Annotated in this window: 14 protein-coding genes and 1 pseudogene; 9 read left to right on the top strand and 6 right to left on the bottom strand. The window is 73.8% G+C overall.

What is annotated here, in order from left to right:
• Positions 1-11: 11 nt before the first annotated feature.
• Positions 12-1022: a substrate-binding domain-containing protein gene (locus tag KYY02_RS10935; protein ID WP_371237600.1), complete on the bottom strand. Its 1011-nt coding sequence runs from the start codon at positions 1020-1022 to the stop codon at positions 12-14.
• Positions 1023-1990: 968 nt separating this feature from the next.
• Here KYY02_RS10935 and KYY02_RS10930 point away from each other — a divergent pair.
• The 4 genes from KYY02_RS10930 to KYY02_RS10915 all read left to right on the top strand — a co-directional run bounded on the left by KYY02_RS10930 (position 1991) and on the right by KYY02_RS10915 (position 6779).
• Complete coding sequence (locus KYY02_RS10930; RefSeq protein ID WP_371237599.1) at positions 1991-2638, top strand: ScbR family autoregulator-binding transcription factor; 648 nt, start codon at positions 1991-1993, stop codon at positions 2636-2638.
• 41 nt (positions 2639-2679) lie between these two features.
• The gene (locus KYY02_RS10925) at positions 2680-3864 is read left to right on the top strand and encodes a damage-control phosphatase ARMT1 family protein (RefSeq protein WP_371237597.1); all 1185 of its coding nucleotides are present in this window, start codon (positions 2680-2682) and stop codon (positions 3862-3864) included.
• Positions 3865-3959: 95 nt separating this feature from the next.
• Entirely contained in the window at positions 3960-6119 is a 2160-nt protein-coding gene (gene cyc2 / locus KYY02_RS10920; RefSeq protein ID WP_371237596.1) for a germacradienol/geosmin synthase Cyc2, read from the top strand.
• Between the two features lie 231 nt (positions 6120-6350).
• A complete protein-coding gene (locus KYY02_RS10915) occupies positions 6351-6779 on the top strand; it encodes a PDZ domain-containing protein (RefSeq protein ID WP_371237594.1) in 429 nt (142 codons plus the stop codon).
• Here the strand turns inward: KYY02_RS10915 and KYY02_RS34055 are convergent.
• Positions 6772-6900, bottom strand: a complete 129-nt coding sequence (locus tag KYY02_RS34055) for a hypothetical protein (protein WP_503167863.1) — start codon at positions 6898-6900, stop codon at positions 6772-6774. The two genes, KYY02_RS10915 and KYY02_RS34055, sit on opposite strands and share 8 nt — an antisense overlap.
• Before the next feature lie 331 nt (positions 6901-7231).
• On the opposite strand from KYY02_RS34055, the gene KYY02_RS10905 reads away from it, so the two are divergent.
• The gene (locus KYY02_RS10905) at positions 7232-8359 is read left to right on the top strand and encodes an aminopeptidase P family protein (RefSeq protein WP_371237591.1); all 1128 of its coding nucleotides are present in this window, start codon (positions 7232-7234) and stop codon (positions 8357-8359) included.
• A gap of 50 nt (positions 8360-8409) precedes the next feature.
• Positions 8410-9366, top strand: a complete 957-nt coding sequence (locus KYY02_RS10900) for an aminoglycoside phosphotransferase family protein (protein WP_371237590.1) — start codon at positions 8410-8412, stop codon at positions 9364-9366.
• Positions 9367-9375: 9 nt separating this feature from the next.
• On the opposite strand, the gene treZ is transcribed toward KYY02_RS10900, so the two are convergent.
• The gene (gene treZ / locus KYY02_RS10895; protein ID WP_371237588.1) at positions 9376-11121 is read right to left on the bottom strand and encodes a malto-oligosyltrehalose trehalohydrolase; all 1746 of its coding nucleotides are present in this window, start codon (positions 11119-11121) and stop codon (positions 9376-9378) included.
• Between the two features lie 173 nt (positions 11122-11294).
• Here treZ and KYY02_RS10890 point away from each other — a divergent pair, with 173 nt between their 5' ends.
• Both KYY02_RS10890 and KYY02_RS10885 read left to right on the top strand, forming a co-directional pair.
• Positions 11295-11846, top strand: a complete 552-nt coding sequence (locus KYY02_RS10890) for an FHA domain-containing protein (protein WP_371237586.1) — start codon at positions 11295-11297, stop codon at positions 11844-11846.
• A 123-nt stretch (positions 11847-11969) separates the two neighbouring features.
• Positions 11970-12386, top strand: coding sequence for an SSI family serine proteinase inhibitor (locus KYY02_RS10885; protein WP_371237584.1), 417 nt, complete (start codon positions 11970-11972; stop codon positions 12384-12386).
• Positions 12387-12587: 201 nt separating this feature from the next.
• On the opposite strand, the pseudogene KYY02_RS10880 reads toward KYY02_RS10885, so the two are convergent.
• From KYY02_RS10880 to glgX, 3 genes and pseudogenes are all read right to left on the bottom strand, one after another.
• A pseudogene (locus tag KYY02_RS10880) lies at positions 12588-13835 on the bottom strand (M14 family zinc carboxypeptidase).
• A gap of 66 nt (positions 13836-13901) precedes the next feature.
• The gene (gene treY / locus KYY02_RS10875) at positions 13902-16259 is read right to left on the bottom strand and encodes a malto-oligosyltrehalose synthase (protein WP_371237583.1); all 2358 of its coding nucleotides are present in this window, start codon (positions 16257-16259) and stop codon (positions 13902-13904) included.
• A gap of 101 nt (positions 16260-16360) precedes the next feature.
• Positions 16361-18496: a glycogen debranching protein GlgX gene (glgX, locus tag KYY02_RS10870; RefSeq protein ID WP_371237582.1), complete on the bottom strand. Its 2136-nt coding sequence runs from the start codon at positions 18494-18496 to the stop codon at positions 16361-16363.
• A 300-nt stretch (positions 18497-18796) separates the two neighbouring features.
• Here glgX and KYY02_RS10865 point away from each other — a divergent pair, with 300 nt between their 5' ends.
• Positions 18797-20038, top strand: coding sequence for a DUF5919 domain-containing protein (locus KYY02_RS10865; RefSeq protein ID WP_371237581.1), 1242 nt, complete (start codon positions 18797-18799; stop codon positions 20036-20038).
• The last annotated feature ends 9 nt before the right edge of the window (positions 20039-20047 follow it).

Raw genomic sequence — 20047 nt, 5'->3', positions numbered from 1 at the left:
GGGCGGGCCCGTCAGCGGGTTCCGTCGGCGGCGAACCCGGCGACCGAGTCCGCGTTGGCCTTCGTGACGAACGCGGGCCCGGTGAGCACGGGCGCGACCCCGCCGCCGCTGATGTTGCCGTTGGTCCGGTACAGCCACAGCGCGTCGACGGCGAGGTAGCCCTGGAGGTAGGGCTGCTGGTCGACGGCGAACTGGACGTTGCCGCCGCGCACGGCGTCCACCAGGTCCTCGTTGAGGTCGAAGGTGACGACGCCGGCCTCGCTGTCCGCCTCCGCGACGGCCTCGACCGCGGTGAGCGCGAAGTCCGCCCCGTTGGTGACCACCTCGTCGATGGTCTGGTCCTGCCGCAGCCGGGCGGCGATGATGCCGGAGACGGCGCGCATGTCGGTGCCGTCCACGTAGAGGTTCTCGGTCGTCCCGCCGAACGCCTTCCTCACGCCGGCGCAGCGGGCCTCCAGAGCGACGTTGCCCCGCTCGTGGACGACGCACAGGGCGTGCTCGGCCTTCAGCTCGTCCAGCTTGTCGCCGACGGCCCGGCCCGCCAGGCTCTCGTCCTGGCCGAAGAACTCCAGCAGCCCCGCCGGCTTCCAGGCGTCGATACCGGAGTTGAGCCCCACCACGGGGATGTTCGCGGCCCGCGCCTCGTTGACCGGGCCCTTCATGGCCGCCGGCTTGGCCAGCGTGAGCGCGATGCCGTCGACACCCTCGCGGACCGCCTCGCGGACCAGCTCGGCCTGCCCCGCCGGGTCCGGGTCGCTCACGTACGTCAGCTCGATGTCGTCCTTGGCGGCCGCCGCCTCGGCCCCCCTCTTCACCCGGTCCCAGAAGGCGTCGCCCTCGTCGCCGTGGGTCACCATCGTGACCTTGACCCGTCCGGCTCCGGAGCCGCTCGCGCCGCCGGAGCCCGAGGAGTCGTCGGCCGAGCCGAAGGCGGAGCAGCCGGCCGCCAGCAGACCGGCGGCAACTGCCAGCGCCGCCGGACGGCGTCGCGGGAGGCGGCGGGACGGGGGACGAGTGTTCATGAGGGGTGCGGACCTCGCTGTGCGGCCGAGCAAGAGCAGGGGGAGAGCGCCGACGGAACCACGGGGGGGCGTGCGCCGAACGGGTGACTCTCGCTGGGCCGGAGCCAACCCTGTGGGACCAGTGGACGTCAAGTGAACAGCCACGTGAAGTGAGGCGATGCTGCCGCATTGTGATGAACCGTGAACACGGTACGGCCGTTTCCCGCCGTCGAACCGAAGGGGCGGTACGGAACCGCCCCGGCCCGGATCGGGGCGGCGACCAGGCCCGGCGCCCGCGCGCTGCCCGGAACCTGCTCCGGCGGCTGCGGCGCGGGCCCGGCGGCCGCCGCCAGGGCCGTCCGGGCCGTCAGGGGTGGTACGCCGACGGGCTCCGCGCACTCCAGCACCAACCTCCTGTCCATCCCGCACAACGGCTCCGCGGTCGGGTCGCCGATCACCGCCGGGGGCCACAGCGGCAACGCGCCGTCCACCCTCCGGGCGGGCGTGGGCATCGCCCGCCCCTGGCGCGGTGCCCCGGTCGTCGACCTGATGGCGCCGGACGGGTTCGGTCCACCGCCCGAAGTCCGCGGCTTCTCGGGCTCCGCGGACGACGTGCGGACCACCTGCACGGTGAACGCGTCCGCCGAGACCGCGAACGGCACCCGGAAACCGCGGGTTCGGGACACGGCGTCCCACCACACCGGCCGGCTCGACGACCGGCGGCCGACCCTCCGATCCACCCCGGAGAGGGTGGGCCGACCGGTGCGGAGGGGGCGCCGGTCGGCCCGCCGTTCTCTTTTGCCCCCGCACCTGACACACTTAGATACCGGACGTGCCGTTTTCTTTTGGAGCGCGCGTTCGTTCTGCCCGATATGCTCAACTTCGGTGGGGTGCCCACGTGATGAGTATCGCCACAGTGTGAGATACCGTGTACCGGGCGTGAAAACAAACAGCATGACCCGTTCCTTTCCGGCTCAGGAGTTCAGGCGATGGCGAGGCAGGTACGCGCCGAGCAGACCCGTGCGACGATCATCACGGCCGCCGCCGAGTTGTTCGACCGACAGGGCTATGAATCGACCAGTCTCAGCGACATCGTCGAGCACGCCCAGGTCACCAAGGGGGCCCTCTACTTCCACTTCGCCGCGAAGGAGGACCTCGCCCACGCCATCCTGGAACTCCAGTCCGCCACCAGCCGCCGGCTGGCCAGGGACACCGAACTCCGGGGGCACACCTCCCTGGAGGCGCTGATGCGCCTCACCTTCTGCATAGCCAGGATGTCGGCCGAGGACCCCGTCCTGCGGGCCGGACTGCGGCTCGCCACCGGCGGCGCCCGGCCGCGCCCCCCGCTGAGCCATCCCTTCACCGAGTGGCTGGACATCGTCACGGCCCGGCTCCTGGGCGCCGTCAAGGAGTCCGACGTCCACCCGGACATCGACATCGACGTCGTGGCGCACTCCCTGGTCTGCTTCTTCGTCGGCACCCGCGTCGTCGGCCGCTCCCGTGAATCCGTCGCCCGGCAGCCCCGCCGTACGGCCGAGATGTGGCAGATCCTCATCCGGGGCCTGGTCCCCGTCACCCGACGCGCCCGCTACCTCAGCCTGGCCGCGCGGCTGGAGCGGGAGATCGCGCCGGTGTGACCCGCGGCGCGCGACGGCCGGCGCGCGTTACGGTGAGCCGCATGTCCGACCACCCCACCGCACCCGTCATCCGCGGCGACGAGCCCGGCACCTTCCCCCACGGAGTGCTGGCCGAGCGGCACCCGGCGATCATCCGGCAGGTGCGCGAGACCTTCCCGTACGGACCCGAGCAGCACCGCGCGCTCGACGTCCTGCTCGCCGACTGCACGGGGGGCACGATCGAGCCCCTCCCCGCCGACGCGCACGACCGGCGGCACTGGGAGTCCTGGGGGATGGACGCCCACGCCGGCCGCTCCTGGTACGAGGTGCCGTGGCTGTGGTCCGAGAGCTGGTTCTACCGCCGACTGCTGGAGGCGGTGGGCTACTTCGCCCCCGGCCCCTGGCAGGGCGTGGACCCGTTCCGCCCCTCCAAGCTCGCCGAACTCGACTCGCCCGCCACGGACGAGGAACTGGCCGCGCTCGACGACCTCGCCCGGCAGTCGGAGGACGAACGGGCCCGTGCCCTGCTGCACGGCTCCCTGTGGGGCAACCGTGCCGACCTCGGCTTCCGGTTGTCCGCCGAGGGCGCCGAGGAGACGGCCGCCGTCCCCGCCCTGGTGGCCGACGACAGCGAACGGCTGTGGCCGCTGCTCGGCGCCTCCGGCACCGGCGCCGGCACCCTGTGCCTGGTCGCCGACAACGCGGGCCGCGAACTCGTCCCGGACCTGCTGCTCATCGCCCACCTGTTGACGCACGGCCGGATCGCCCGGGCGGTGCTGCACGTCAAGCCGTACCCGTACTACGTGTCCGACGCCACCACCGCCGACGTCGTCGACGCGGTGCGCCGGCTCACCGGCGCCCAGGGCGCGGCGGCCGAGTACGGCCGCTGCCTGTGGGCCGCGCTCACCGACGGCCGGCTCGCCCTCCGCGCCCATCCGTTCTCCTGCGCGCCGCTGCCGTACGCGGACATGCCGGACGGCCTCCGCGCGGACTTCGCCGCCGCCGCGCTCACCGTCGTCAAGGGCGACCTCAACTACCGCCGCCTCGTGGGCGACCGGTACTGGCCCCCGACCACGTCCTTCGCGGAGGTCACCACGTACTTCCCGGGTCCGGTCGCCGCCCTGCGCACCCTGAAGTCCGACGTGGTCACCGGACTGACCGCCGACACCGAGGCGGTACTGGTCGCGGCGGAGGAGCAGCGCTGGCGCACCGGCGGCACCCACGCGCTGATCCAGGTCCGGACCTAGGATCCGCAACTCCCGTACGGGGCACGGTTCACGCGATGGTGTGATCATGCTCGGGCCGGTGGATGCCGCCACCGGGCCGCGGGTAGCTCCCGGCCATGACGCAGCCGTTCGAACTCCCGCACTTCTACCTGCCGCATCCCGCGCGGCTCAACCCGCACGTCGACGAGGCCCGCGCCCACTCGACCGGATGGGCGCGCGAGATGGGCATGCTGGAGGGCAGCGGGGTCTGGGAGCAGGCCGACCTCGACGCGCACGACTACGGTCTGCTCTGCGCCTACACCCATCCCGACTGCGACGGGCCCGCCCTCTCGCTCATCACCGACTGGTACGTGTGGGTCTTCTTCTTCGACGACCACTTCCTGGAGAAGTTCAAACGCACCCAGGACCGCGCCGCCGGCAAGGCCCACCTGGACCGGCTGCCGCTGTTCATGCCGCTCGACCCGGCGGCCGGGGTCCCCGCGCCGGAGAACCCGGTCGAGGCGGGCCTCGCCGACCTGTGGGCGCGCACGGTGCCGGCGATGTCCGCCGGCTGGCGCCGCCGGTTCGCCCTCGCCACCGAGCACCTCCTCAACGAGTCCCTGTGGGAGCTGTCCAACATCAACGAGGGGCGGGTCGCCAACCCCGTCGAATACATCGAGATGCGCCGCAAGGTGGGCGGCGCACCCTGGTCCGCCGGGCTCGTGGAGTACGCCACCGCCGAAGTGCCCCCCGCCGTCGCCGGGACCAGGCCGCTCAGGGTGCTGACGGAGACCTTCTCCGACGCCGTGCACCTGCGCAACGACCTGTTCTCCTACCAGCGGGAGGTCGAGGACGAGGGCGAGCTCAGCAACGGCGTGCTCGTCCTGGAGACCTTCTTCGGCTGCACCACCCAGGAGGCCGCCGACATCGTCAACGACGTCCTCACCTCGCGGCTCCACCAGTTCGAGCACACCGCGTTCACCGAAGTCCCCGCCGTGGCGCTGGAGAACGGGCTCACCCCGGCCGAGACCGCGGCCGTCGCGGCGTACGCGAAGGGCCTGCAGGACTGGCAGTCCGGCGGCCACGAATGGCATCTGCGCTCCAGCCGTTACATGAACGAGGGCGCACGGTCCGGTGCCCCCTGGCAGTCCCTGTCCGGCCCCGGGACGTCCGCCGCCGACGTCGGCGCCCTGCTCGCGGGCGCGGCGGCCGAGCGGCTGCGCGCCCACACGCACGTGCCGTTCCGGAAGGTCGGCCCGTCGATCGTCCCCGACATCCGCATGCCGTTCCCGCTGCGGCTCAGCCCCGCCCTCGACGGCGCGCGGCGGCACCTGCTGGAGTGGTCGCGCGAGATCGGCTTCCTCGGCGAGGGCGTCTGGGACGAGGACAAGCTCGCCAGCTGCGACCTCCCGCTGTGCGCAGCGGGCCTCGACCCGGACGCCACCCAGGAGCAGCTCGACCTCGCCTCCGACTGGCTGGCCTTCGGCACCTACGGCGACGACTACTACCCGCTCGTCTACGGCCACCGCCGCGACCTGGCCGCCGCGCGGCTGACCACGGCCCGCCTGTCGGCCTGCATGCCCCTGGGTCCCGAGGAGATCCCGCCGCCGCCCGTCAACGCCATGGAGAGGGCGCTGATCGACCTGTGGAGGCGTACGACGGCCGGTATGACGCCCGATGAGCGCCGTCCCCTGAAGTCGGCCGTCGACACGATGACCGAGGCCTGGGTGTGGGAGCTGTCCAACCAGATCCAGAACCGCGTCCCGGACCCCGTGGACTACCTGGAGATGCGCCGCGCCACCTTCGGCTCCGACCTCACCCTGGGACTCTGCCGCGCCGGGCACGGACCGGCGGTGCCGCCGGAGGTCTACCGCAGTGGTCCCGTCCGCTCCCTGGAGAACGCGGCGATCGACTACGCGTGCCTGCTCAACGACATCTTCTCGTACCAGAAGGAGATCGAGTTCGAGGGCGAGATGCACAACGCGGTCCTCGTGGTGCAGAACTTCTTCGGCGTCGACTATCCGACCGCGCTGCCCGTGGTACAGGACCTGATGAACCAGCGGATGCGCCAGTTCGAGCATGTCGTGGAGCACGAACTGCCCGTCGTCTACGACGATTTCGACCTGTCGGACGAGGCGCGGGCGATCATGGGGGGGTATGTGACGGATCTGCGGAACTGGATGGCGGGCATCCTCAACTGGCACCGGAACGTCGACCGGTACAAGGACGAGTACCTGTCCGGCCGGGTCCACGGCTTCCTCCCGAACCGCGTGCCGGCGCCGCCGGTCCTCGTCTGACGCCCGGCACCACCAGCACCGCCCGTACACAAGCACCACGAGCACCACCACCAGCACCGCCTGCACCACCAGCACCGCCTGTACTGCCGCCGGAGGCGAACCATGGAACAGACCGCGTTACGCCCCAGACCGATGCCCGGGGACGGGGGCGGCGGATCCGGGGACGGGCCGGGCTCCGGCCCGCCCGGCCGGCGCCCCGGGCGGCGGCGCGGGCGCCGGGTGGTAACCGCGGTGCTCGGGGCGCTGACCGGAGCGGTCCTGGTGCTCTCCGGGGCCGGGCTGGGGGCGGTGGGGGCCACGATCGCCGGCGCGGGCGGGCTCACCGGGCTGAAGCGGCAGGCGGGGGTGGAGTCCGCCGTCCCGGCCGCGTCGCCGCGGTCCGCCCCGTCCGAGCCGGTCGCCCGGCTCGGGGTGGAGGTGGCCGACGACGAAGGACCCGGGGCGCTGGTCGTCGGCGTGCACGTGCCCGGCCCCGGGGCCTCGGCCGGTCTCGCACGCGGCGACGTCCTCCTCGCCTTCGGCGCCACCCGTGTCGACTCGGCCGCCGGCCTGGCGCGCGCCGTCGCCCGGGCCCGCCCGGGCGACGAGGTGACACTGACCGTACGCCGTCGTGGCGGTGGCCACCAGCAACTGACGGCGGTCCCCGGCATCGTCACATGACCACGCGGAAGTGGCCGGTGAGCCGGCCCCCGCCGTCCAGTACGTGGAAGACGGACCCGACCGGGGCGTTCCGGTCCGCGGTCTGCTCGCCCTCCCGGGGCAGCCGCGGCGTCCGGTTCACGCCCGGTCCCACCAGGACCGGGCGGCCCGCGAACGTGGTGGCGGCCGAGGCGTGGGCGTGGCCGGTGATCAGCCCGGCGACCTCGGGGCGGCGCGCCGGCAGGGCGGTCGGCCGCTCCGGCGCGCAGCGGGCAGGAATCGGACAGGGGATGGTGCAGCGGCACCGGCGGGTGGTGGAAGGCGAGCGGGTCCGGGAGACCGTCAGGGAAGGGTGATGTCCTGCCGTCGGCCGGGGAGGGCGGCGGAGCGAACACCGCGAACCGGCTCGCGCCGACCCTGCCCGCCGGGCAGGATGCTGCCCGTAACCGCTGTCGCCCTGGGAGGCCCCCGAAATGACCGGCGCCGCGCCCGCGTCCTTCACCGCCGACGACTACGAGGCCCGTAGGGAGCGTGCGGCGCGACAGGCCGCCGACGCAGGCCTCGCCGGACTGCTCGTGGCACCCGGCCCCGACCTGGTGTGGCTCACCGGCTACACCCCCACCGCCGTCACCGAGCGGCTCACCCTGCTGGTGCTGACGGCCGGCCGGGACCCCGTGCTCGTCGTCCCCGCCCTGGAGGCCCCGGACGCCGAGCGCGCCCTCGGGGCCGGTGCCCTCACCCTGTACGACTGGACCGACGGCAAGGACCCCTACGCCGCCACCGCCGCCCTGCTGGACGCGGACGGACGGTTCGGCATCAGCGACAACGCCTGGGCCATGCACCTGCTCGGCCTGCAGAAGGCGCTGCCCGGCACCTCGTACGCCTCCCTCACCGAGGTCCTGCCGATGCTGCGCGCCGTCAAGGACGCGGCGGAGCTGGAGCTCCTGGCCGCCGCCGGGGCCGCGGCGGACGCGGCCTTCGAGGAGATCAGGCAGGTCGCCTTCGCCGGCCGCCGCGAGACCGACGTCGCCGCCGATCTGGCCGCCCTGCTGCGCCGGTTCGGACACTCCCAGGTCGACTTCACGATCGTCGCCTCCGGCCCCAACGGCGCCAACCCCCACCACGAGATCGGCGACCGCGTCATCGAACGCGGCGACATGGTCGTCCTCGACTTCGGCGGCCTCAAGGACGGCTACGGCTCGGACACCTCCCGCACCGTCCACGTCGGCGAACCCACCGACGAGGAGCGCCGGGTGCACGACCTGGTGCGCGAGGCGCAGGAGGCGGGCTTTCGCGCGGTACGGCCCGGAGCCGCCTGCCAGGACGTCGACCGGGCCGCCCGCGCGGTCATCGCCGACGCCGGGTACGGGGAGTACTTCATCCACCGCACCGGGCACGGCATCGGCGTCACCACGCACGAGCCGCCCTACATGATCGAGGGAGAGGAGCAGCCCCTCGTCCCCGGCATGTGCTTCTCCGTCGAACCCGGCGTCTACCTGCCCGGCCGGTTCGGCGTGCGCATCGAGGACATCGTGACCGTGACCGAGGACGGCGGACGGCGGCTGAACAACACCGAGCGGGAGATGGTGACAGTGGACTGAACGGCCCCTTCCGTCCTCTCCCCGCCTCCCCGAACGGCAATGGCGCGACCATGACCCGGACACCGACACCCACCACGGACACCGTCCGCCGGCTGGCCCGTTCCCTGCTGAGGGACGGCGTCGGGCCCGGCGGCGCGGAATCCGCCGCCGGACCCGACGTCCGGCCCGTCGCCGCGGGTGCCGAGCCCGCCATTTGGTGGGTCGGCACCCGCCATGTGCTGCGCCTCGCCCCGGACCGTGAGGCGAGCGTGCGCCGCCGCCGCGAGCTGCGGCTGCGTGACCTCGTCCGCCCGCACGTCCCGGTCGCGCTGCCGTCCGCCGTGGCGCACGGCGAGTGGGCGCCCGGTCTGCTCTGCAGCCTGGACACCCGGCTGGCCGGCGGCACGGGGGAGGAGCACCGCGTGTCCGCCGTCGGCGAGGCCGATCTGGCCGGGCTGCTCTCGGGACTGCGGGAGGTGCCGGTGCGGCAGGCGGAGACGCTCGGCGTGCCGCGCGTCTCCCCGCGCTCCCTGGAGGCCCTGCGCCGGGCCGCCGCGGAGGCCGCCGGACGGCTGGCCGCGGCCGACGAGTTCGACCCGGGCCGGCTGAACCGGTTCACCCCGTCCGCCGCGGTCCAGCTCGCCGTCCAGCCCGGTACGGCCGTCCTCGTCCACCACGCCCTCACCGGCGGGCACCTCGTGGTGAGCGCGGACGGCCGGGTACGAGGCGTCCTGGGCTGGGACGCGGCGGTGGTCGGCGACCCCGCCGAGGACATCGCGGGCCTCGCCCTCGCCGTCGGCGCCCCGGCCGCCGTGCGCGCCGCCACCCTCGCCGGCTACGGCGCCCGCCCCTGCCTGCGCGGGCTGTGGCTGGCCCGCTGCGATGCCCTCGTCCGGCTCGCCGAGGCGCTCGCCGGCCCTGCCACCGCCCCGTCGCCGCGCCCCTCGCGCATCGGACTGCGCCGCGCCTGGGAGCCGATCATGCTGGAACGCGTGACGGACCTCGGCGGCGGCGACGAAGTCCCGTAGCCGCGGCGGTCACTCCTGCAGCAGCACCACAGCCGACTCCGCGGGCAGGTGCAGCACCCCGTCCGGGCCCGGGGACTGCACCGGCTCCCACGCCGCCAGGACGCGTGCGCCGGGGACGCCCAGGGGGATCGCCGCCCGCTCGGCGCCGAGGTTCACCGCGACCCGGACGTCCCCCCGCCGGAAGGCCAGCCAGCGGCGCCCCTCGTCGTGGACCACCTTGGTGTCGCCGAGGTCGGGGTCGGTGAGGTCCGGGTGCTCGTGGCGCAGGGCGAGAAGGAGCCGGTACCAGGACAGCACGCGCGCGTGGGGCTCGCGTTCCGGTTCCGACCAGTCGAGGCAGGAGCGGTCGCGGGTGGCGGGGTCCTGCGGGTCGGGCACGTCCTGCTCGGCCCAGCCGTGCGCCGCGAACTCCCGCCGTCTGCCCGCGCTCACCGCCTTGGCGAGCTCCGGGTCGGTGTGGTCGGTGAAGAACTGCCAGGGCGTGCCCGCCGCCCACTCCTCGCCCATGAACAGCATGGGAGTGAAGGGAGCGGTCAGCGTGAGGGCCGCCGCGCAGGCCAGCAGTCCGGGGGAGACCAGGGCGGCCAGACGGTCCCCCCGGGCGCGGTTGCCGACCTGGTCGTGGGTCTGGCTGTAGCCGAGGAGCCGGTGCCCGGCCACCCGGTCGCGGTCCAGGGGGCGGCCGTGGCGCCGGCCCCGGAAGCTGGAGTACGTCCCGTCGTGGAAGAACCCGCCGGTGAGCGTCTTGGCGAGGGCCGCGAACGGGGCGCGCGCGAAGTCGGCGTAGTAGCCCTGCGCCTCACCCGTCAGCGCGGTGTGCAGGGCGTGGTGGAAGTCGTCGTTCCACTGCGCGTGCAGCCCGAAGCCGCCCTGCGCGCGGGGCCGGACGACCCTGGGATCGTTCAGATCCGACTCGGCGATCAGGAACAGGGGGCGGCCGGTGCCGGCGGCGAGGGCGTCCACGGCCCCGGACAGCTCCTCCAGGAAGTGGCACGCGCGCGTGTCCACCAGCGCGTGCACCGCGTCCAGCCGCAGCCCGTCGAACCGGTAGTCCCGCAACCACGCCAGCGCGCTGTCCACGAGGAACGCGCGCACCTCGTCGGAGCCGGGCGCGTCCAGATTGACCGCCGCCCCCCACGGGGTGTGATGGGTGTCCGTGAAGTACGGCCCGAACGACGGCAGATGGTTCCCGGACGGTCCCAGGTGGTTGTGCACGACGTCCAGCACGACGCCGAGGCCGAGCGCGTGCGCCCGGTCGACGAACCGTTTCAGTCCCTCGGGTCCGCCGTACGGCTCGTGCACCGCCCACAGCGAGACCCCCTCGTACCCCCATCCGTGCCGGCCCGGGAACGGGCACACCGGCATCAGCTCGACGTGCGTCACGCCCAGCTCCGCGAGGTGGCCGAGCCGCTCGGCGGCGGCGTCGAAGGTGCCCTCACGCGTGTACGTGCCCACGTGCAGCTCGTACAGCACCGCACCGGGCAGCGGGCGTCCCGTCCACTCCGTGCGCCAGGCGAACCGGTCGTGGTCGACGACGGCGCTCAGTCCGTCCGGCCCGTCCGGCTGCCGGCGCGAGCGCGGGTCGGGCAGGACGGGCCCGTCGTCCAGCGCGAAGCCGTACCGGGACCCGTCGTGCGCCCCGGCCTCCCCCCGCCACCACCCCTCCCGCTCCGGATCGCGCTCCAACGCGTGCCTGACGCCGTCGCACTGGAGCGTCACTCGGCCGGCCTGCGGTGCCCACACCTCGAACTGCACGGACGGTCCCCTTCGTCTGCTCACCGTGATGTAGCCCCTCCATCGTGCTCCATGGGAGATCGAATCGCCGGGGGATCCTCCCTTTCGCGGCAGGTGTCGCCGGGCACGCGCGCGTGGCGGCCGTTTCCCCGCTTCCTGGACAGCCCGGCCGTGACTGACCGACAATCGGCGACGTGACGTCGTCCTTCGAGTTCCACACGTATCCCGCGCGGCTCTCCGACGCGGAGCGCGACAAGGCGCTGAGCGTGCTGCGGGACGGCGTCGCCATGGGACGCCTGTCCCACGACACGTTCGTCCGGCGCATGGAACTCGCGCTCGTGGCCCGCCGTTCCGACGAGCTCGCCGCGCTCACCGCCGACCTCCCGCGGGAAAACCGCGTCTCCCGCCTGGTGTTGGGCACCGTGGAGGCCGTCTCCGGATTCACCGTGCGGCTGCGCCGGGCCTGGCAGGCCGAGAAGCTCCCCAAGCTGCTGCTGCCGCACCCGGTGACCGGCCACCCCCTGCGCATAGGCCGCGACCCCGGCAGCGGACTGCGGCTCAGCCACGAGACGGTCTCCCGCGTGCACGCCGAACTCCGCCACCAGGGCGGCCTCTGGGTGCTGCGGGACCTCGGCTCCACCAACGGCACCACGGTGAACGGGCGGCGGGTGGTCGGCGCGGCCGTCGTCCGCGAGGGCGACCAGATCGGCTTCGGGCAGATCACCTACCGGCTCGCGGCGCACTGACTTCCGGGGAAGCCCGCACGGTCGTCGAGGCGCTGACGTACCCCGGAGCCCCGGCCGCCCGTGGAGCCTTCCGTTCGGGTGAGCCGGGTGGGGTCCGGGCGCCGTCGTGCCGATGCATCGGGAATGACGCACATCTCAGTGAAAGCGGTACGGGCGGGACTGGCCGCCGCCCTCGTCCTGCTCGCGTGCGCGGCGCCCGCGCGGGCCGGCGGCGGACACTCCGCCGAGGACAGCTGGCTGATGCTCACGGTCGGCCGCGCGAGGACGCCGTCCACCGCGGAGGGCGGCACCATGCTGCGGTGCGACCCGCCCCGGGGCCACCGGCGCGCCGCCGAGGCCTGCGCGGAGCTGGCCGCGGTGGACGGGCGCATCGCCGACATCCCGGCGAAGGACCTCGTCTGCCCGATGATCTTCGCTCCGGTGACGGCGCACGCGAGCGGAAGGTGGCGCGGCCGTCCCGTCGACTACACCGAAACCTTCTCGAACACCTGCATGCTGACCGCCCGGACAGGTTCGGTCTTCGCCCTGGACACCCGGTGACCGACCCGGCCGCGGGCGCCCGTGCCTCCCCCAGTGCCTCGAAGCACTGGGGAGGCACCCCAGGGCGGTGAGGTGCCTTCCCGCCCGAGCACACGAGGGAAGGAGAGGCACCCCCTCGCCGGGCTGCGCACCGCCCCCGCCCGGCACCGACGCCCCGCACGCAGGGGCCCCGCCACGGACGCCCCGCCCGCGAGCGCCCCGTCACCGAGCCTGCTCGCGGGCCCGGCGGGCAGCCACCAGCACCGTGCGGGACCGGTGCTCGACCTGATGGTCCACCGGCACCCACCGGCGCCGAAGCGCCCGGCGAACGCGGCGCTCCGGCGCGCGACCAGCCCCTCCAGCCGATCCGCCGCCCCCGCGTCGCTCCCCCGCAGCGCCCGCCGCAGCATCGCCGCCGCCCTGAGCGGCACCCGGCGCGTGAACGCGTCCACGCTGCCCACGTACGCCCGCGTACCGCCCACGGGCGGCGTGCGGACCAGATCGGCGGCCAGCCCCGGTACCAGCTCCAGTCCCAGGCGGCCGCCCGCAGCAGCGGCCCGTCCGCGGGCCCGTGCCGCGGACGGGCCTCCTCCAGCGCCCGCCGCACCTCGTCCGCGTCCCGCAGCAGCCGGTCCGCGAGTCGGCACAGCGCCGCGTCCGGGTCCGGATGCGGCGCCGGACCGCCCGTCAGGTCGCCGGCCCACATCGGCACCTCGATCACCGCCGTCAGGCCGCCGTACCGGTGGGCGTGGTACCAGGTGCTGTGCCGTGCGTCGTCGGTCAGGCTCGGACAGGCCGGCGCGGCCTCCGGCACCGGCATCACGTGCACCCCGGGGCCGGACGCCGGCCAGCCCGCCGCGTCCGAGGCGCCCGTCTCCACCGGAATGTGCGACCGCGCCGCCGACTTGGCGAACGGCTCCGCGAGCCCGGGCACGTCCCTGGTCAACTGCACCCAGCTGCCGCCCAGATCGGTACCGTGCAGGGACACCTGCAGACAGGGCCGCACCTCGTCGATGACCCCGGTCAGCGCCGGGTCCCGGGCGGCAGCCGGCCGGGCGGCAGCACCGACGGCGCCCACTCCGGCTGCCCCGGCCCCGCGGGACGGAAGAACCCCAGGTGGTAGTCGTACAGACTGCGCGGCGCCGGCGTCACATGGAGGCTCGCCCCGTCGGGGTCCGCGCACAGCGGGAAGTGCCACGAGACGCCGTCGCGCAGCCTCCGCTCCCGGACCGTTTGCCGGGCCAGCGCCAGCAGCGTGCCCCCGCCGGCCGGTTCGTTGGCGTGGGCGTCGGCGACCACCAGCACGGCCTGTCGCGCGTGTCCGACGGACAGCAGGTGCAACGGCCGGCCCGCCCGGGAGACCCCCACCTGCCGCAGGACGCACAGACCGGGCGCCCCGGCCGCCAGCGCGCGGGCGGCGAGGACCAGTTCGGCCACCGTTGGATAGCGCAGCTCCAGCAGCGGACCCACCCCCCCGTCACCACCCGCATCCGCATGGCGCAGTACCCCACGGCGGGGAGGCGGTGTCAAGGGCGCTCAGTCCGGGAGTCGCTCCAGCAGCGCCACGGGTGACCGCCCGAGCAGTTCCTCCACGCGCGCGTGCCCGCTGAACTCCCCTCCCCTCCCCAACGCGTCGGCCCACCGTCCCGGCGGCAGGGACAGCCGGGTGTCGCGCCAGCCGCCCGCCTCCGCCAGCCGGAGCGACAGCCGGGTCACGACGGTGAGCACCTCGCCGGAGCGTACGAAGGCCAGGCAGTGCGCCGCCGCGGGCCCCTCGGCGGACAGCGGTTCGTAGGCGGCCGTGTCGCCGAAGACGTCCGGCCGCCGCGCCCGCAGCCGCAGCGCCGCCCTCGTCACCGTCCCCTTGCCGCTCCCGTCGCTCCCGTCGTCCGCGAACCGCACGGTTTGCCGGTTGTCCGGATCGACCAGCGCCCGGTACTCGTGCTCGGTGCCCTGGTAGAGGTCGGGCACCCCCGGCATCGTCAGGTGGACCAGCGCCGTGCCCAGCACGTTCGCCCGGATGTGCGCCTCCAGCGAGGCGCGCAGCGTCGCCACCCGCTCGCCCGGCGCCCCGCACGGCCCCGCCGCCACGAACCGCGCCACCGCCTCCTCGTACGGCGGTTCCTGCTCCGTCCAGCTCGTGTGCAGCCCCGCCTCCCGCACGTGCTTCAGCAGCGCCCCCCGCATCCGCTCCTCCTCCGCCGGGCCGAGCCCGAACACCGTCTGCCAGGCAGCCCACGCCAGCTGCGCGTCCGGCACACCCTCGTCCGCGCGGGTGACCTCCGCCAGGACGTCCGCCCAGCGCTCCGGGCACTCGGTGAGCACCTGCAGCGCCGCCCGCACATCGGCACTGCGCTTGGTGTCGTGCGTCGAGACGACCGTCCCGGTCGACGGCCAGTCGCGCTGCACGCGCGCGCAGTACGCGTGGAAACGCTCCGGGGACACCGCCGGGTCGCCGGGGTTCCCGCCCACCTCCGTCGCCGACAGCAGCGGCACGTAGCGGTAGAACGCCGTGTCCTCCACGGACTTGGCCCGCAGCGCCGACGCGGTCTGCGCGAACCGCGTACGGAACTCCACGTACTCCGCGCCGTCCCCGTACCGTCCGAGCACCAGGTCCCGTACGACGTCCACCGCCCCGGCCTCCTCGGGGACGGCGAAGGCGCGCCGGGCCTCGGTGGCGGCCTCCTCGGTGACCACCGCGGACGCGTCCACGGAGTCGTACGGGCGGTACACCTCCAGCCGCACCAGCAGTTCCCGCAGGGCGGTGCGCAGCGCCCAGGGCGCGCGGTCGCGCAGCCCGGTCTGCGGAGCGGTCGCGCACAGCCGGACCGCCACCCGGGTCAGCCGGTCCACCTCGGTGGCCAGCTCGTGCGCGAGCACCTGGTACGCGGCTCGCCGCACCGTGGCGTCCCAGTCGCCGCCCCGGTCCGGCTGCGGGGCCGCGAACCGCCGGTACCGGCCGAGCAGCTCCCCGAACCCCGCCGGGGCCGTGAACAGCCCGTCCACGTGCCGCAGGGCGTCGTAACCGGTGGTGCCGGCGACAGGCCAGGAGGCGGGCAGCGATTCGCCGTCGGCGAGGATCTTCTCCACCACCGTCCACCGGCCGCCCGTGGCCTCGTGCAGCCGCCGCAGATAGCCGTCGGGGTCGGCGAGCCCGTCGGGGTGGTCGACGCGCAGTCCGTCGATCACGCCCTCCCGCAGCAGCTCCAGGATCTTGGCGTGGGTGGCCTCGAACACCTCCGGGTCCTCCACCCGCACCCCGATCAGCTCGGAGATGCTGAAGAACCGCCGGTAGTTCAGCTCGGTCCGCGCCAGACGCCACCACACGGGGCGGTACCACTGCGCGTCCAGCAGCTGCGGCAGCGGCAGCCCGGCCGTCCCCTCGCGCAGCGGGAACACGTGGTCGTGGTAGCGCAGCACGTCGCCGTCGGTCCTCAGGTGGCCGGCCTCCTGGCCGAGCGGCCCTCCGAGCACCGGCAGCAGCACCTGGCCGCCCTGCGCCTCCCAGTCGATGTCGAACCACCGCGCGTGGCGCGAGGCGGGCCCGTCGCGCAGCACCTCCCACAGGGCCCGGTTGTGGCGCGGGGACATCGCCATGTGGTTCGGGACGATGTCCACGACCAGGCCGAGACCGCGCTCCCGCGCGGTGCGCGCCAGCTCCCGCAGGCCCTCCTCGCCGCCCAGTTCCTCGCGCACGCGCGCGTGGTCCACCACGTCGTAACCGTGCCGCGAGCCGGGCACGGCCTCCAGGACGGGCGACAGATGCAGGTGGGACACGCCGAGCGAGGCCACGTACGGCACGGCGTCCGCCGCCGCCCCGAACGGGAAGCCGGGCTGCAGCTGCAGCCGGTAGGTGGCCGTGGGCACCGCCGGGTCAGGTCGCTCAGGGGTCATGGGAACCTACGTACCCGCGTGGCGGCCTTTCGTGCCCTCGCTCCCTCCACCGGTCCACCCGCCGCCCGGACGGGTGACTCCGGTGTGTGCCGGGTGCCGTGCTACGCCGGCCGTCGCAGCACCGTCATGCTGCGGTCGGTCAGCGTCAGGCGGGCGCCGGCCGCCGCCTTCGGACCGGTCCCCGGCGGTACGCCGTCCGCGCGGGCGGTGTCGACGACCACCTGCCACTGCCGGCCGTGGTCGACCGGCACGACGAAGTCCAGCGGCTCGGGGGAGGCGTTGAACATCAGCAGGAACGAGTCGTCCGTGATGCGCTCCCCGCGCTGCCCGGGCTCGGAGATCGCGTTGCCGTTGAGGAACACCGTCAGCGCCGACGCCCGCGCGGAGTCCCAGTCCTGTTGGGTCATCTCCGTGCCCTCGGGGGTGAACCAGGCGATGTCGGAGAGGTCGTCGTGGGTGCCCTCCACCGGCCGCCCGTGGAAGAAGCGGCGCCGCCGGAACACCGGGTGGTCCTTGCGCAGCCACACCATCGCGCGGGTGAACTCCAGCAGCCGCCGGCGCGGGTCCTCCTCGCCCTCCTCCCCGCCGGGCGCGGGCCAGTCCAGCCAGGCCAGCTCGTTGTCCTGGCAGTAGGCGTTGTTGTTGCCGCGCTGGGTGCGGGCCACCTCGTCGCCGTGGCTGATCATCGGCACACCCTGGGAGAGCATCAGCGTGGCGATGAAGTTGCGCATCTGCCGGGCCCGCAGCCGCAGCACGTCCGGGTCGTCGGTCCCGCCCTCGGCCCCGCAGTTCCAGGACCGGTTGTGGCTCTCGCCGTCCCGGTTGTCCTCGCCGTTGGCCTCGTTGTGCTTGTCGTTGTAGGCCACCAGGTCGTGCAGCGTGAAACCGTCGTGACAGGTGACGAAGTTGATCGAGGCCAGCGGGCGCCGTCCGTCGTCCTGGTACAGGTCGGAGGAGCCGGTCAGCCGGGAGGCGAACTCCGCGAGCGTGCGCGGCTCGCCCCGCCACAGGTCCCGCACGGTGTCGCGGTACTTGCCGTTCCACTCGGTCCACAGCGGCGGGAAGTTGCCCACCTGGTAGCCGCCCTCGCCCACGTCCCACGGCTCGGCGATCAGCTTCACCTGGGAGACCACCGGGTCCTGCTGGACCAGGTCGAAGAACGACGACAGCCGGTCCACCTCGTGGAACTGCCGCGCGAGGGTAGCCGCCAGGTCGAAGCGGAACCCGTCGACGTGCATCTCGGTGACCCAGTACCGCAGCGAGTCCATGATCATCTGCAGCACGTGCGGGGACCGCATGAGAAGGGAGTTCCCCGTGCCCGTGGTGTCCATGTAGTACCGCGGGTCGTCGCTCAGCCGGTAGTACGACGGGTTGTCGATGCCCTTGAGGGACAGCGTGGGGCCCAGGTGGTTGCCCTCGGCGGTGTGGTTGTAGACCACGTCGAGGATCACCTCGATGCCGGCCTCGTGCAGCGCCTTCACCGCCGACTTGAACTCCAGCACCTGCTGGCCCCGGTCGCCCCAGGACGCGTAGGCGTTGTGCGGGGCGAAGAAACCGATCGTGTTGTAGCCCCAGTAGTTGTTCAGGCCCATGTCCACCAGGCGGTGGTCGTTGACGAACTGGTGCACCGGCATCAGCTCCAGCGCCGTCACGCCCAGCTCGGTCAGGTGCTCGATCACCGCGGGGTGCGCCAGGCCCGCGTAGGTGCCGCGCAGCTCCTCCGGCAGCCCAGGGTGGCGCATGGTGAGGCCCTTGACGTGGGCCTCGTAGATCACCGTGTGGTGGTACTCCGTACGGGGGGGCCGGTCGTCGCCCCAGTCGAAGTACGGGTTGACCACGACCGACGTCATCGTGTGCGGCGCCGAGTCGAGGTCGTTGCGCCGGTCGGGGGCGTCGAAGTGGTAGCCGTACACATCCTCGCCCCACTGGACCGAGCCGCTGATCGCACGCGCGTACGGATCGAGCAGCAGCTTCGCCGAATTGCAGCGCAGTCCCCGTTCGGGGGCGTACGGCCCGTGCACGCGGAAGCCGTACCGTTGCCCGGGCATGATCCCGGGCAGGTACGCGTGCCGCACGAACGCGTCGCTCTCGCGCAGTTCGACCGCGGTCTCGGAGCCGTCGTCGTGCAGCAGACACAGCTCCACTCGGTCCGCGGCTTCCGTGAAGACCGCGAAATTCGTTCCGGCGCCGTCGTACGTGGCACCGAGCGGATACGCCTCGCCAGGCCAGACCTGCATGGATATGACTCTTTCAGGTGTACGGCACCGGTGGGGGCGCCTTGGCTCCGGGTGTTTCCGTGTCTCTTCGAAAGGGCGGGAACCACCTTCTACCCAGGGCCCCGGGCCCGATGACCCCCGTCCGCCGTCGATCTTGCTATGAATCCGCTCACTCCCGGGGACCCTCGGGGCGGAACGGTCCGGTGATTGCGGGAAGTTGGGAAACGACCCTGTCCATCGGGCTGCACCGTGCGCCGCTGGCGGAGTACTCTCCTTGATCGTCGGGACGGAGTGCTCGGGGGAGCGGAAGGCGGTACGCGGGTGGGCGCGGGAGGGCTGGAACTGCCCCCTGGTGACGACGGTCACGAGGGGAGTGGTTCCACGGGCGTCCCGCCCGGTGCGGTGTCCCTGGCACGGCCGATGGAAGCGGGATCGATCGGGCCGGAGCTGGACTGGGGCGCCGACGCCTGGCGCGAGGTGCGCACCCGCGCCCAGCGGGCCGGCCGCGCCTACATCTGGCTGAACCTCGTCGAGCAGCGGTTGCGCGCGGTCGTGGCCGCAGTCCTGCGCCCCGTCTACGAGCCCGTGCACGGCGACAACTGGGTGGTCGCCGCCGCCGGGCCCGCCGGGCAGGAGTGGGTGCAGCGCGCGGTCGCGGTGCGCGAGGTCAGCCGCCGCAAGGGCTATCTGCTCGACCCGGCCGACGACAACGTCCTGTCCTTCCTCACGCTGCCGCAGCTGCGCGAGCTGATGGTGGCGCACTGGCCCTGCTTCGAGCCGTACTTCGACGACCGCCGGGACGTCGAACTCGCCCTGGACGAGCTGGAGGTCACCCGGAACGTCGTCTCCCGCAACCGCGCGCTGTCCGAGGCGGTGCTCGGACAGGCCGAGCGGGCCTCCGCGCGGCTGCTGGAGATGCTCGGCGCCGGCGGCGACGTGCCGTCCGCGCGCCGGCTGCCCGTCGACGCGGTCGAGGACCTGGTCGGCGACCGGTACGCCGACGTGGTCGCCGTCCACCCGGACCGGGTGCGGCTGCTGCGCCAGTTCCCGGCCGAGGACATCTTCGGCGGGGCCCGCCGGCTCGACGCCCTCGGCATCGGTCTCAACCTGCTGGTGCAGAACTTCTCCGGGCGGCGTCTGGTGCGGCTGGCGGAGTCCGGCTGCCGGGTGCGGCTGCTGTTCCTGAACCCGGCCTCCAGCGCGGTCAAGCGCCGCGAGCGCGAACTCGGCCTCAAGCGCGGCGAGCTCGGCCGCAGCGTCGAGATGAACATCCTGCACATGCGCCGGGTCCGGTCCCGGCTGCGCGACCCCGGCGCCTTCGAGATCCAGGTCTACGACGAGACGCCCCGCTGCACCGCCTACCTGGTGGACGGGGACGGGTCGGACGGTGTCGCGGTCGTGCAGAACCACCTGCGCCGGATCCGGGGGATGGAGGCGCCGGTGCTGGTCCTGCGCAACGGTGCCAAAGTGGTCAAACCGGGCGAGGTCGAGGAAGGCGGGCTGTTCCCCACCTACCGCGAGGAGTTCGAGCTGATGTGGACGGATTCGCGGCCGGTGTCGTGAACGCCCCGG

Origin of the sequence: Streptomyces pimonensis, from assembly GCF_041380215.1 — a bacterium.
Taxonomy (GTDB): domain Bacteria; phylum Actinomycetota; class Actinomycetes; order Streptomycetales; family Streptomycetaceae; genus Streptomyces; species Streptomyces pimonensis.
Note: the sequence above shows the minus strand (reverse complement) of the source record. Positions and strands in the feature narration are given on the sequence as shown.

Excerpts from the sequence above, each read along its gene's own strand:
- KYY02_RS10935 (WP_371237600.1), bottom strand. The coding sequence starts at position 1,022 with ATGAACACTCGTCCCCCGTCCCGCCGCCTCCCGCGACGCCGTCCGGCG.
- KYY02_RS10930 (WP_371237599.1), top strand. The coding sequence starts at position 1,991 with ATGGCGAGGCAGGTACGCGCCGAGCAGACCCGTGCGACGATCATCACG.
- KYY02_RS10925 (WP_371237597.1), top strand. The coding sequence starts at position 2,680 with ATGTCCGACCACCCCACCGCACCCGTCATCCGCGGCGACGAGCCCGGC.
- cyc2 (WP_371237596.1), top strand. The coding sequence starts at position 3,960 with ATGACGCAGCCGTTCGAACTCCCGCACTTCTACCTGCCGCATCCCGCG.
- KYY02_RS10905 (WP_371237591.1), top strand. The coding sequence starts at position 7,232 with ATGACCGGCGCCGCGCCCGCGTCCTTCACCGCCGACGACTACGAGGCC.
- KYY02_RS10900 (WP_371237590.1), top strand. The coding sequence starts at position 8,410 with ATGACCCGGACACCGACACCCACCACGGACACCGTCCGCCGGCTGGCC.
- KYY02_RS10885 (WP_371237584.1), top strand. The coding sequence starts at position 11,970 with ATGACGCACATCTCAGTGAAAGCGGTACGGGCGGGACTGGCCGCCGCC.
- treY (WP_371237583.1), bottom strand. The coding sequence starts at position 16,259 with ATGACCCCTGAGCGACCTGACCCGGCGGTGCCCACGGCCACCTACCGG.
- glgX (WP_371237582.1), bottom strand. The coding sequence starts at position 18,496 with ATGCAGGTCTGGCCTGGCGAGGCGTATCCGCTCGGTGCCACGTACGAC.